We start from the raw sequence: 11,850 nt of genomic DNA on the forward strand, positions 1-11,850 counted from the left end.
CCTCACAGCAGGCTTTGCAGCGCGTGACGACTCGCAACAAAGTCGATTCGCGCCTTGATGAGCTTGTCCAATTCCGAACCGTCCGTATAGGTGGCCGAGACCACCGCATGGACCCGGCCATCCTGACGATATTTTTCCGCCTTGTCCTTCGCGCCTTTTCTTCCAGGCGGGTACACGGCAACGGACAGCCCTCCTTGATCCTTGATCAAGCGAAAACAAGGAATGTCCGTGGAACCATCGCCGATGAAGACCATGTGCTCAAACGGTACCGGCCGCTCGTCTTTGGGAATAAACTTATTGACGGAGGCGTTATCGCTGATGTCCGTGATGCCCTTGTTGATGCGAAAGAGGAACTGGGTCTTGGTGGTGTAGTTGATGGCGAGCGCCGGCCATTGCGCGACGCCGTTGACGTCGAACAGGTATTTCGAGGCATAAACCGCCTCGAACTCCTTGGCAATGGGTGTTCCGGCAAAAATCTCCTCATTGCCGGAGGAAATCAGGAAGTGCTTGAGGTCCACGCCTTTGGCCTTTGCGTACGCATTGATCCGGCCGAACCACTCCTCCACGCCGTCGAACAGCGCGATGGACTTGCCCCTGGCCTTGAAATCCTCACGCCGGACCGGCACGTTCGCGGCCGCAGCCTTGCGCAGCATCAGGTTCATGTAAACCAGCACCTCATCGGCCTGATGCGCCTGTGCGACCTCATGCACTTCTTTCCAGAAGTCATGCGGCTTGATGCCGATATCGGGCAGGAACTGGTGCTCCTGCATGTTGCCGGGGGCAAGCGTGCCATCAAAGTCATAGGCGATGGCCATCCGGGCCTTACGGGGTCTGCTCATACCGGAACTCCTTCTTCCATTTGGATGCGCCACTTGCCAGTCAGCAGCTTTTGCATCAGGCCGCGTTTTTGGCGCTTGAGGGCTTCTCGCAACTGGCGTAAATGGTCAAGCTCTTCGCGCATGAGGAGAGCGGCGCTAGCAATTTGCTGTTGTTCCTCTCGGGATGGGAAGTAGCACTCGGTGTTGAAGAGACCTTCAAAGTCGATGGCCTTTCCTTGGCGTGCCGAGGTGATCAAGAACCGTTTGCTCAAGCGCCCATTAAATACGCGCAAGTAGCCTTCAAAGAAGCGTGGATCCGCTCCATTGATTTGGAATGTGCGATACGCGGGGCTAACGCTGTACGTTTGATTGGTCGAGTTGACGCCGAACGCCATGCAATCACTCGCCAAGCCGAAGCATAGCCACCCGGGTTTGACCAAAAGATTCCGCTCGTGGTTGCTTGTCAAATCTTTTGAATAAACCTCATCACGGGGCTTGATACCATTTTTGCCAACTGAACCAATCACATAATCGCCATGACCGTGGAGAACCTTTGTTTCCTGCAGAAAGTCGCCGAGTCTATATCGACTCCAACCGGGGCTTCGGCGATATATACGCTCCGTGACGGCACCGATGTACACCTCCTTCGCCGCGATCAGGCGCTCGGTGGTTTCGATGGCGGTGTCCCAGGCAATAAGCCGATCAGCCAATTCCCTCTGCACAGGCAATGGCGGGACGAATATTTTCAAATCGCGCAAATCTCCAATATGGAGATGTTTTACGGCAAGACCAGTTTTAATGGAGTGGAAATAGGACTCCGCGTAAGGAGATTGGAGATATTGATGCAAGTAGCGCGGATCAATAATTTCTTGCCTGGGTTTTATTAGTGCAAGGCTCTCGAATATGCTGAATTCGAAATCCAGTTCTGGAATTAAGGCCACATCCCCGAGTGAGCCGCTCTTTGCTAGCAATAAGTCTCCTGGTTCTGGCTTGCTGTTCCTTGTTAGAAACTCATGCTCAGTCTTGGAGATGTATTTAATCTCTGTGAAATCAAGTCGACCATTCTTAATGTTCTTGGCTGAGATAAATATCACCCCTTCATCCTTGTATACGGGCGTTTGGTGCGTGCCGTCTGTGATTTTGATGCATATATCAGCAAGTGTTTTGTAGCTTGTGGTAGAGCGACTCATTTGTTCTTATCCCGTCTTTTACCTTCTAAGCACTGCTCGATCCGCTCCAACGCCCGCACATCTTCGGCGTCGGCAACCAGCCGCTCGCGCACTGTCCGATCGAAGTCGGACACGTACTCCGCCTCCTGAATACGACGATATTTCTCGAACTCGCTTTCCGCGTGCGCGCGGGCGGCCTCGGCGCTGATGCTGCCTGCGTCTTGCAGGATGTCGCGTTCGGTCAGCTCCAGAAAGCGGTCGAGTTGCCTGGCCCAGTCTTCCATCGTCATGGGGATTTGGCGGCGGGCGCGGTCTTCGGCCAGGTCAAGGTAGCTGTTGACCAGCCGCCCCAGCGCTTGCAGTTCGTCCTGGGTCAGGTAGTTCTTGGCCACCACGACATCGCTTTTGAGGATGCGGCCGTGGGGCGCTTTGTCCCAGGTGGTCAGTCCCATGTGGGGCTTGCCGGCGTCGGCGCGGGCGTGGATCAGCTCGGCGGCGGTTTGGCCGTGGATGGCGTAGTGCAGCTTGTTTTGCACCTTGGCAAAGAACGCGCGGGTGGTGGGCGCGGCCGTGTCGTAGTCGATGGCGGTGGCGAAGATGTCGGTGATCTTCTGGTAGAAGTGCCGCTCCGAAAGGCGGATTTCGCGGATCTCTTCCAACAGGCGCTGGAAGTAGTCCTTGCCTAGGAAGGTACCGTTTTCCAGCCGCTTTTTGTCCAGCACGTAGCCCCGGATGGCGAACTCACGCAGGACCTGGGTGGCCCAGCGGCGGAACTGGGTGGCGCGCACCGAGTTGACGCGGTAGCCCACGGAGATGATGGCGTCCAGGTGGTAGTGCTTGGTCTGGTACCGCTTTCCGTCGGTAGAAGTTATCCGGAAATTCCGGACGACTTCCGATTCGTCCAGCTCGCCGCTGGCGAAGATGTTGCGCAGATGCTCGCTGATGGTGCGCACGTCCACGTCGAAGAGCGCGGCCATCAGCTTTTGGGTGAGCCAGATGGTCTCGTCCTGGTAGCGCACCTCGATGCTTTGCTCACCGGTCTGCTGGGTGAAGATGAGAAACTCGGCGGTGCTGGCGCGAATGCGTAGCGTGCCGTTTGCGGGCGGCGGGGGGGCGGTGCGCTTGTGGGTCATACGCCCTCCACGCCCAGCGCCTTCAGATGCTCGCGCATACGGGCGCGCACCTCGGTGAGTTCCCGTTCCAGTTGCTCGATCTCGCGCTGCACGGCGGCGACGTCGATTTCCTCCTCTTCCTCGAAGGTGTCGACGTAACGGGGGATGTTGAGATTAAAGTCGTTCTCGGCGATCTCGTCCAGCGACGCGACGTAGGCGTATTTGTCCACATTGCGGCGCTCGGCCACGGTCGCGACGATCTTCTGAAAGTGCGCCTCGGAAAGCTGGTTCTGGTTCTTGCCGGGGATGAACTCGCGGCTGGCGTCGACGAAGAGCACGTCGCGCACATGTTCGCGCGGGCCACCTCTTTCGCGGGCACGGTCGAACAGCAAGATGGCCACCGGAATCGAGGTGGTGGGAAACAGGTTGCCCGGCAGACCGACGACGGCATCGAGCAGGTTCTCTTCGATCATGGCGCGGCGGATGCGTCCTTCGGCGCCACCGCGGAAGAGCACCCCATGCGGCACGACGACCGCGACCCGGCCTTCCTGGGGCAGGGCGCGCTCGATCATGTTGGTGATGAAGGCCCAGTCGCCCTTGGACTTGGGCGGCACGCCGCGCCAGAAGCGGTTGAATCGATCGTGATCGGCGTGCTCCGCCCCCCACTTGTCCAACGAAAACGGCGGATTGGCGACCACCACGTTGAACTTCATCAGCCGGTCGCCTTCGATCAGCGCCGGGCTGTTGAGCGTGTCGCACCACTCGATGCGGGCGGCGTCCTTGCTGTGGATGAACATGTTCATGCGTGCCAGGGCCCAGGTGGCGCCGTTGACCTCTTCGCCGAAGAGGGCGTAGTCGTGACTGCCTTGGGCCTCGACCCATTGGGCGGCTTCGATCAACAAGCTGCCGGAACCGCAGGAGGGGTCACAGATACGATCGCCGGGCTTGGGGTTGGCCAAGGCGGCCAAGAGACGCGAGACCATCTTGGGCGTGTAGAACTCGCCCGCCTTCTTGCCGGCATCCGACCCGAAGCGTTCGATGAGGTAGATGTAGGTATTGCCGATGACATCTTCGGTCACCCGGGAGGGGCGCAGATCGAGCTTGGCGAAGTCCTCCAGCAAGGTCTTCAAGCGGCGGTTGCGGTCCTTGGCCTTGCCGAGGTTGGCCTCGCTGTTGAAGTCGATGTTGCGGAAAACGCCTTCGAGCTTGGTCTTGTTCGCGTCCTCGATGTGGTCGAGCACGATGTTGATCAACTCGCCGATGTTGGGTTCGTTGCGGCGCTCGTACAGGGCGTTGAAATCGCCCAGAAAGCGGTCGATGACGCGGCTTTCCCCGGTCTGCGGATCGTCCTCCTTCAACTCGACATAGGGCAGGATGAAGCGCTCGCGCTCGAGCTTGCGGCGAATGCGCTCGTCGTCGTCGCCGTACTGGGCCTTGTATTGGGCGTAATGGTCGTTCCAGAGGTCGCTGATGTACTTCAGGAACAACATCACCAGGATGTAGTCCTTGTACTGCGCGGGATCGACCACGCCCCGGAACGTGTCGCACGCGGCCCAGGCGATGGCGTTGACTTCTTGTTGTGACAGTTTTTCGGTCATGGCGTGTTCCTATGGTTCTCTTGGTTCATGCTTGTGTGGCTTGCCGCAGCAGGATTCCTTCGATCAGCGCCTTTCGGCGCCCCCTCAATTCCTCCAGCAAGGCCGCCTCTTGCGTCGCGAGCTGTGCGATCTCGACGATGAGTCTCTGTCTCTCAAGCGGCGGCAGGGCAACCTCGAGGCCATCGAGCACCCCCTTGCCGATCATCTTCACGGCCGTTCCGGTCGCCTGACCGGCAAGTGCAGCCTGAGTAGCCGGGTGGTTGATGAACCACTGCAGGTAGGCGGGCTCGACGATCTCCGTCCTCGGCCGGATCAGAATCATTGGCGCAGCCAGCACGGCGCGGCCAATGCCTGGACCCACGAGCGCAGCCGAATTGGTCACTCCCCGTGACCGAAACAGCAGGTCCCCCTCCTGCACCAGGTGCCGGTCTTTCAGGTCGAGCATCTGGATGCGCGCCAAGCCCTCGGGGTGGAGCAAGTTCGCGTCATCGATGTCCTTCATCTGAATCACGGCGACGTCGCCTTCCGCATCCGTTTCCAGGCGGCTGCGGAACGAGTAGCCCATGCGGACTTCTGCGATGTCGCCCAGCAAGACATTCATGGCGCTGTAACCTGGTTTCTGTGCCCAATAATTTACTTCACAGGCAAATGGTAGACGCACAAGACACTCTCGTCAAGTACTGTAACGACGTTTCTGCAAAAAATTTAATGGCGGGTCTGCGGCAGAGGCTCTGACGAAGGCTGGCGCGACCAAATCATCGAGTCCACGCCCTCGAGTGTCAACACCGACGACCGCCCGGAGCCGTTCGACCCGCCCGCGCAAAAGTCCATTCGTGGAAATACTCGCTCTCCAGCGCCGAATGATGGGTGCCAGCACGCAACTCCAACCCGATGTTCCAGCCCTCGTTGCCCAGGTGGCCGTCAATCGGGCAATAGCCATCCACGCCCTGATAGGTGCGGCCAACGTCTTCTTTCTCCAAAGCCTTCTTTCTCACGAAGGTGTCGATCTCGAAGCGTACATAGCCTTTTTGTGTCAGGTCCTGGACGATCGCCTGAGGGAAGCCGCGAGGCAAGAGCCAAAACCCGACCTGCTCGTCCTGGCACACCGCCTCACGCCCTACGAACGAGTGGCACAAATTCTCGCCAAGGCGTCACGAGCAGGGCTCGTACGCGTCGGATTCGCTTTGGATCCTCGTTGATCGCTCGTTCCATCCCCCGCGGTTCTCACGACGGGCCATCTCGTCTTGCCCGTGAAACGGGGAGCGTATAAAGTACGCGTTCCCCCTACGTGCAAAGACGACACCCGATGCCCTTGCTCTACCTCCACGGTTTCCGCTCCTCGCCCCAGTCGGTGAAAGCGCGCGCGCTCGCCGCGCACATGGCGGCCAAAGGGCTCGCCGACTCGTTCCGCTGTCCCCAGCTGCCGATCGCCCCGGCCGAGGCGATGGCCATGTTGCGCGAGGAAGTGGCACGACTCGCCGAGCAGACGGGACGGCTGCCGACGGTGGTGGGGAGCTCCCTGGGCGGTTTCTACGCCACTCGACTCGCCGAAGAGCTGGGCGTGCGGGCGGTGGCGGTCAATCCGGTCGTCCATCCCTCGCGGGGGCTTTCCGCCTACGTCGGCCGGCTCACCAACCTCTACACCGGCGAGCCCTTCGAGTGGACGCCCGAGCACGTCGCGCAGCTGCGTGCGCTGGAGCGCGACCGTCTGGAACATCCCGAACGGATCTGGCTGATGGTGGAGCTGGGCGACGAACTGCTCGATCACCGACAGACCATCGCCTTCTACCAAGGCGCGAAGCAGACGGTACTCGAAGGGGGCGATCACAGTTTCACCCGCTGGAACGACTATCTCGACGAGATCCTCGTCTGGGCCGGGTTGATGCCGGCAGGGAAGGCAGAGAAAGACTGACGCCCGTCGGTGCTACCATTGACTCCGCCCATTCATCGGAAGGAGCGATCATGGAAGAAAAAAACCCGCCCAGTGTCAGCCTGCGCCAGATCGAAGGGTTCCAGTTCGAAGTGCGTTTTGGCGAAGATATGCCGGTGCTACTCACCGACGAGCCGCCCCCGCTGGGCAAGGGCACGGGTCCCACGCCTACCCATCTACTGCTCTCGGCCGTGGGCAATTGCATGGCCTCCAGCCTCTATTTCGCCCTGACGAAGTTCAAGAACGACCCGAAAGGAGTGCGCGCCGAGGCGAGTGCCGAGCTGGGACGCAACGAAGCGGGCCGTTTACGCGTGCGCCGCATCGACGTGCGCCTCGAAATCGGCGCCCCCGCCGCCACCCTGCAGCATCTGGACCGCATCCTGGGACAATTCGAGGAATTCTGCGTCGTCGGCCAGAGCGTGGCCGCCGGCATCCCGGTGATGCTCAGCGTCTTCGATGGCGAAGGGTTGCAGTTGAAATGAGCTCCGAAGCACCGATGCCGACCGATTCCTCCCACCAAGCGCTCGCACCCAAGATTCGCCTGGAAAAAGTCAGCAAGATCTTCGGGCGACATGCCGATCAGGCGCTCGATTTACTGGCCCAAGGGTTGGACAAGAAAACGGTACAGGAGCGTACCGGGGTCGTGGTGGGAGTCTACGACATCTCTCTGGAAATCGCCGAAGGAGAGATTTTCGTCATCATGGGGCTATCGGGCTGCGGCAAGTCCACGCTGTTGCGCCTCATCAATCGCCTGCATGAGCCGACCACCGGCAAAGTCTTCATCGGCGAAGAAGACATCACGGCCATGGGGGCCCGTGAGCTGCGTCGCCTGCGTCGCAACGCTTTTGGCATGGTATTCCAGAGCTTCGCCCTGCTGCCGCACCGCAATGTACTCAGCAACGTCGAATTCGGTCTCGAGTTGCACGGCGTGGCCCGCCAGGCACGGAGAGAACGGGCACAGCAGGCCATCGAGACGGTGGGATTGAGCGGCTACGAGCACAAATATCCCGACGAGCTCTCTGGCGGCATGCAGCAGCGTGTCGGGCTCGCACGAGCACTGGCGGTCGATCCGCAAATCCTTTTGATGGACGAAGCTTTCAGCGCGCTCGATCCGCTCATTCGCGGACAACTACAAGACGACCTCATCGCGATCCAGGAGCGCATGGGCACGACGGTGGTGTTCGTATCGCATGACCTGGACGAGGCGATCAAGATCGGCACGCGCATCGCCATCCTGCGCGATGGGCGCTTGGTGCAGGTAGGCACCCCGCAAGAAATCCTCGCTGCACCCGCCGACGACTACGTGAGCGCCTTCGTGCGGGGCGCCGACCGAACCAAGGTGCTCACCGCCGCCGACGTCATGCTGCCGTTGCACACTTTCGCCCATTTGCGTGATTCGCCCCGGGCCTTGTTGCGCAAAATGCAGCATAGCGGTTTCAGCGGCCTGATCGTGCTCGACAATCAGCGCCATCCCTTGGGTTACGTCGAATTACGGCAAGTAATCGAGATGCGAGACCAAACACGCCTCGAAAGCTCCGCCTTGCGCCCCCTTCCCTGTGCCACTCCCGAGGAGCCCTTGTCGGAGCTCATTCGGCGATCCAACGTCGAAGGCTCTCCGATGGTCGTGTGCGATACCAAGGGACGGGCCATCGGCGTCATCGACAAAACCACCTTGCTGGCAGCCTTGGCACAACAGGGAGAGACGGACGAATCCACTGCCGCGACGGGGGAGCAAACCGCCGAGCAGCCGGCCTGCGCGCCGCCAACACCCCCCGCATCCGAACGAAAACCCTCGTCCGAGGAGTCGCAAGTACCTGTGGAACGCGAGGACAAATCATGAAGGAATTCGCCCCCATCCCGCTGGGTGAGTGGGTGAGCGATGGTATCGACCGGCTCACCCGCGAATACGCCACAGCCTTCGACTCGATCAGTTTCGTGATCTACGAGTTGATCGATGCCTTGCAAAGCGGCCTCCACGCCATTCCTGCGCCATGGTTCATCGTTCTCCTTTCTCTGCTCGCCGTGCTCGCCGCGGGATGGCGACGCCCTGGCGGCTGGGGGTTGGGGCTTTTCACCCTGGTCGGTCTGGGCTTGGTATGGAACCTGCGCTTGTGGGACGATCTCATCACGACGCTCTCACTCGTGCTCGCCAGCGAAGCCTTGGTGCTGCTCGTGGGCATCCCCTTGGGCATCGCCTCCGCCAAAAGCGCCATGGTGGAGCGCATTCTGCGCCCGGTGCTCGACGTGATGCAAACGATGCCCGCCTTCGTCTACCTCGTGCCCGCGGTGATCTTCTTCGGGCTCGGCCTGGTGCCAGGCGTGATCTCGACCACCATTTTCGCCCTCCCACCCCTCATTCGCCTAACCAGCTTGGGTATTCGGCAAGTGCCTCGTGAATTAGTCGAAGCCGCACTGGCTTTCGGGGCCACGTGGTGGCAGCTGCTCACCAAGGTCCAGGTTCCCGTCGCCCTTCCCGCCATCATGGCAGGCGTCAATCAATCGATCATGCTCGGCCTCTCCATGGTCGTGATCGCCGCCATGATCGGCGCCGGGGGGCTGGGTAACGTAGTGCTCGAGGGCATCACCCAGCTCGACGTCGGCAAAGGATTCGTCGGCGGGCTTGCCGTGGTCATCCTCGCCATCGTCCTAGATCGCATCACCCAGTCCATGGGGAAAATCTATCAGCAAAAGAGGAAACCGCGATGAAACGACGTCACTTCCTGTTCCTGAGCTCCGCGGCTGCGCTTTCCTCGTTCGTGCCGCGCGCGTTCGCCCAAAGCGCCACCGTCCGGATCACCTACGTGAAGTCCTGGCCCGACAGCAACCTCAATACAAATATCGCCGCTCAAATCCTGCGTGAACATCTGGGACAGTCGGTGGAGCTGATCAACACCGACGCCGGCCCCATGTGGGCAGCCGTTGCCACCGGTCGGGCCGATGCCACGCTGACGGCATGGCTTCCCAATACCCACCAGGTCTACTGGGAACGTTACAAGGATCAGGTGATCAACCTCGGTCCCATCACCGAGGGAACCTGGCTGGGCCTGGCCGTACCCGACTACGTCCCGATCGACTCGATCGAAGATCTCGATGCACATGCCGACCGTTTCGGCCGGCGCATCGTCGGCATCGAAGCCGGCGCCGGCATCATGATCAATACCCAACGAGCGATCGAAGCTTATGGCATAAAAAACCTGCGTTTGATCAACAGCTCCACTCCGGCCATGCAGGCCGAACTCGCCCGAGCGGTGGCCCGAAAGCAGTGGATCGTGGTCACGGCCTGGACTCCCTTGGGAATCTGGGCGCGTTTCCCGCTCAAACAACTCGCCGACCCCAAGAACATCTATGGTGAGCAAGGGCATATCGATGCCGTGATCCATCCGAGCCTTCAGGAACGCTCACCTGAGACCGTGGAATTCCTGCGACGTTACAAGATGCCGCTCGAAGAACTCCAGCGTATGATGCTCGCGCTCGATGAAGGCCAAGCGCTCGAAATGGTGACCCAGGAGTGGCTGGATCGCAATCGCGCCACCGTAGAGCAGTGGGTTGTCGAAACGAAAGCCGCCGTGGGTTGAATGAGGGTTGAATGACGCTCATTCAATGGCTCGACTACGCGGGGGTGGCGGTGTTCGCCCTCTCGGGCGGCATCACCGCGGCGCGCAAGCGGCTCGATCCCGTCGGCTTCGCCCTCATCGGCACGGTGACCGGCATCGGCGGGGGGACGCTGCGCGACCTGCTGCTCGATCGCCCCGTCTACTGGATCACGCAGTGGGAATACCTCGTCATCACCGTGCTCGCCGCCTGGGTGGTATTCTTCTGGGGACGTTTCGCGCCGCGCCCGGCACGCCCCGTGCGCTGGAGCCGGCTGCTCGACTGGGCCGACGCCGTGGGGCTGTCGGTCTTCGCGCTCATCGGTGCGCAAGCCGCGCTCTCGGCCGGGGCCAACGGATTCATCGCCGTGGTCATGGGCATGATGACGGCGAGTTTCGGCGGATTGCTGCGCGACATCCTCTGCAACGAGATCCCCATGATCCTGCACCGGGAGATCTATGCCTCCGCCGCCGCAGCCGGGGCCGCGGTCTACGTTTTGGGGCTACGAGCCGGCTGGCCCCACGATCCCACGCTCGCCGCCGGCGCCGGCACGGCCCTGGCGCTGCGCGGGCTGGGCATCACGCGGGGCTGGCATCTGCCGGCCTATGAGGGCGGAGCCCATCACAAACCGTAATCCTCCCCGTCCCCCCGCAATGCCCGCTCCACCACGTCGCGCTTGAGGTGCGGCGCGAAGGCTTCGATGAAAGCGAAGACGAATCCGCGCAGGTAGGCGTCGCGCAGGACGCCGATGCGCGTCGTGTTCGATTCGATCAGATGCCCCAGGTCGCGGCAGACGAGGTCGGCGTCGGCCGCGGGGTCGAAGGCCATTTTCGCCAGGATCCCCACGCCCAGGCCCATGCGCACGTAGGTCTTGATGACGTCCGAGTCGAGGGCGGTGAGGATCACCTCCGGCCGCAGGGCGCGGCCGAGGAAGGCCTTGTTGATGTGGTTGCGGCCGGTGAAGGCGCCGTCGTAGGTGATGACGGAGTGGCGGGCGATCGCCTCCAGGGTGAGCGGCTCCAACGTGGCGAGCTCGTGGCCTTTGGGCACGACCAGTGCGTGCGTCCACTGGTAGCAGGGGAGCTCGACCAGCTCGGGGAAATCGCCGATGCCTTCGGTGGCGATGGCGAGATCGGCCTCGCCGGCGATCACCATCTCGCACACCTGCCGGGGGCTGCCCTGGTGCAACGAAAAGCGTACCTTGGGGAAACGCTCGCGGAAGTTGCGGATCACCGTCGGAAGCACATAGCGCGCCTGGGTGTGGGTGGTGGCGATCGAGAGCACCCCCTCGTCGGCGCGCGAGAATTCTTCCGCCACCGCGTGCAGGTGGTTCATGTCGCGCAGCATGCGCTCGCAAATCGCCACGATCTGGCGCCCCGGTTCGGTGAGCGCGGTGAAGCGCTTGCCGTGACGCACGAAGATGTCCACGCCCAGCTCCTGCTCGAGGGCACGGATCTGCTTGGAGACGCCGGGCTGCGAGGTGAAGAGCGCATCGGCCGCCTCGGACACGTTCAAATTGTGCTGCACCACTTCGACGACGTAGCGGATCTGCTGCAGGTTCATCACCCGTTCCTAATAACTGATGGTTATCGAAGTCTAACGCAAATCGCCTGTTATGCGCCAGAGGCGGCC

The 11,850-nt window shown here is 61.2% G+C and carries 12 protein-coding genes and 1 pseudogene; 6 read left to right on the plus strand and 7 right to left on the minus strand.

Annotated features, from left to right (window positions below):
• Window positions 1-2: 2 nt before the first annotated feature.
• The 6 genes and pseudogenes from EPD81_RS02500 to EPD81_RS10775 all read right to left on the minus strand — a co-directional run.
• On the minus strand, window positions 3-839 hold the full coding sequence (locus tag EPD81_RS02500; RefSeq protein ID WP_028770780.1) for an HAD family hydrolase: 837 nt from the start codon (window positions 837-839) through the stop codon (window positions 3-5).
• Window positions 836-2,008: a restriction endonuclease subunit S gene (locus tag EPD81_RS02505; protein WP_142803836.1), complete on the minus strand. Its 1,173-nt coding sequence runs from the start codon at window positions 2,006-2,008 to the stop codon at window positions 836-838. The genes EPD81_RS02500 and EPD81_RS02505 overlap by 4 nt, the downstream gene beginning before the upstream one ends.
• Window positions 2,005-3,120, minus strand: coding sequence for a virulence RhuM family protein (locus EPD81_RS02510; protein ID WP_142803837.1), 1,116 nt, complete (start codon window positions 3,118-3,120; stop codon window positions 2,005-2,007). The genes EPD81_RS02505 and EPD81_RS02510 overlap by 4 nt, the downstream gene beginning before the upstream one ends.
• The gene (locus EPD81_RS02515) at window positions 3,117-4,697 is read right to left on the minus strand and encodes a type I restriction-modification system subunit M (RefSeq protein WP_142803838.1); all 1,581 of its coding nucleotides are present in this window, start codon (window positions 4,695-4,697) and stop codon (window positions 3,117-3,119) included. Before EPD81_RS02515 ends, EPD81_RS02510 begins: the two co-directional genes overlap by 4 nt.
• A 25-nt stretch (window positions 4,698-4,722) precedes the next feature.
• A complete protein-coding gene (locus tag EPD81_RS02520; protein ID WP_142803839.1) occupies window positions 4,723-5,298 on the minus strand; it encodes a restriction endonuclease subunit S in 576 nt (191 codons plus the stop codon).
• 205 nt (window positions 5,299-5,503) lie between these two features.
• Window positions 5,504-5,725 (minus strand): annotated as a pseudogene (locus EPD81_RS10775) (IS1380 family transposase); the annotation flags it as partial.
• A 278-nt stretch (window positions 5,726-6,003) separates the two neighbouring features.
• On the opposite strand from EPD81_RS10775, the gene EPD81_RS02530 reads away from it, so the two are divergent.
• The 6 genes from EPD81_RS02530 to EPD81_RS02555 are packed head-to-tail and all read left to right on the plus strand — an operon-like array spanning window position 6,004 to window position 10,852.
• The gene (locus EPD81_RS02530) at window positions 6,004-6,609 is read left to right on the plus strand and encodes a YqiA/YcfP family alpha/beta fold hydrolase (protein WP_142803841.1); all 606 of its coding nucleotides are present in this window, start codon (window positions 6,004-6,006) and stop codon (window positions 6,607-6,609) included.
• Between the two features lie 50 nt (window positions 6,610-6,659).
• Window positions 6,660-7,109, plus strand: a complete 450-nt coding sequence (locus EPD81_RS02535) for an OsmC family protein (RefSeq protein WP_142803842.1) — start codon at window positions 6,660-6,662, stop codon at window positions 7,107-7,109.
• Between the two features lie 14 nt (window positions 7,110-7,123).
• Window positions 7,124-8,467, plus strand: coding sequence for a glycine betaine/L-proline ABC transporter ATP-binding protein (locus tag EPD81_RS02540; RefSeq protein ID WP_142803843.1), 1,344 nt, complete (start codon window positions 7,124-7,126; stop codon window positions 8,465-8,467).
• Window positions 8,464-9,333, plus strand: a complete 870-nt coding sequence (locus tag EPD81_RS02545) for a proline/glycine betaine ABC transporter permease (RefSeq protein WP_142803844.1) — start codon at window positions 8,464-8,466, stop codon at window positions 9,331-9,333. Before EPD81_RS02540 ends, EPD81_RS02545 begins: the two co-directional genes overlap by 4 nt.
• Window positions 9,330-10,202: a glycine betaine ABC transporter substrate-binding protein gene (locus EPD81_RS02550; protein ID WP_142803845.1), complete on the plus strand. Its 873-nt coding sequence runs from the start codon at window positions 9,330-9,332 to the stop codon at window positions 10,200-10,202. The genes EPD81_RS02545 and EPD81_RS02550 overlap by 4 nt, the downstream gene beginning before the upstream one ends.
• 11 nt (window positions 10,203-10,213) lie before the next feature.
• Window positions 10,214-10,852: a trimeric intracellular cation channel family protein gene (locus EPD81_RS02555; RefSeq protein ID WP_142803846.1), complete on the plus strand. Its 639-nt coding sequence runs from the start codon at window positions 10,214-10,216 to the stop codon at window positions 10,850-10,852.
• Here EPD81_RS02555 and EPD81_RS02560 read toward each other — a convergent pair.
• Window positions 10,840-11,781: a CysB family HTH-type transcriptional regulator gene (locus tag EPD81_RS02560; protein ID WP_142803847.1), complete on the minus strand. Its 942-nt coding sequence runs from the start codon at window positions 11,779-11,781 to the stop codon at window positions 10,840-10,842. The genes EPD81_RS02555 and EPD81_RS02560 overlap by 13 nt on opposite strands.
• Window positions 11,782-11,850 lie beyond the last annotated feature (69 nt).

This window comes from Tepidiphilus sp. J10, assembly GCF_006980785.1.
GTDB classification, from domain to species: domain Bacteria; phylum Pseudomonadota; class Gammaproteobacteria; order Burkholderiales; family Rhodocyclaceae; genus Tepidiphilus; species Tepidiphilus olei.

What these genes read in the sequence shown, in the direction of transcription:
- EPD81_RS02500 (WP_028770780.1), bottom strand. Translation starts at nt 839, where the DNA reads ATGAGCAGACCCCGTAAGGCCCGGATGGCCATCGCCTATGACTTTGAT.
- EPD81_RS02505 (WP_142803836.1), bottom strand. Translation starts at nt 2,008, where the DNA reads ATGAGTCGCTCTACCACAAGCTACAAAACACTTGCTGATATATGCATC.
- EPD81_RS02510 (WP_142803837.1), bottom strand. Translation starts at nt 3,120, where the DNA reads ATGACCCACAAGCGCACCGCCCCCCCGCCGCCCGCAAACGGCACGCTA.
- EPD81_RS02515 (WP_142803838.1), bottom strand. Translation starts at nt 4,697, where the DNA reads ATGACCGAAAAACTGTCACAACAAGAAGTCAACGCCATCGCCTGGGCC.
- EPD81_RS02520 (WP_142803839.1), bottom strand. Translation starts at nt 5,298, where the DNA reads ATGAATGTCTTGCTGGGCGACATCGCAGAAGTCCGCATGGGCTACTCG.
- EPD81_RS02530 (WP_142803841.1), top strand. Translation starts at nt 6,004, where the DNA reads ATGCCCTTGCTCTACCTCCACGGTTTCCGCTCCTCGCCCCAGTCGGTG.
- EPD81_RS02535 (WP_142803842.1), top strand. Translation starts at nt 6,660, where the DNA reads ATGGAAGAAAAAAACCCGCCCAGTGTCAGCCTGCGCCAGATCGAAGGG.
- EPD81_RS02540 (WP_142803843.1), top strand. Translation starts at nt 7,124, where the DNA reads ATGCCGACCGATTCCTCCCACCAAGCGCTCGCACCCAAGATTCGCCTG.
- EPD81_RS02545 (WP_142803844.1), top strand. Translation starts at nt 8,464, where the DNA reads ATGAAGGAATTCGCCCCCATCCCGCTGGGTGAGTGGGTGAGCGATGGT.
- EPD81_RS02550 (WP_142803845.1), top strand. Translation starts at nt 9,330, where the DNA reads ATGAAACGACGTCACTTCCTGTTCCTGAGCTCCGCGGCTGCGCTTTCC.
- EPD81_RS02555 (WP_142803846.1), top strand. Translation starts at nt 10,214, where the DNA reads ATGACGCTCATTCAATGGCTCGACTACGCGGGGGTGGCGGTGTTCGCC.
- EPD81_RS02560 (WP_142803847.1), bottom strand. Translation starts at nt 11,781, where the DNA reads ATGAACCTGCAGCAGATCCGCTACGTCGTCGAAGTGGTGCAGCACAAT.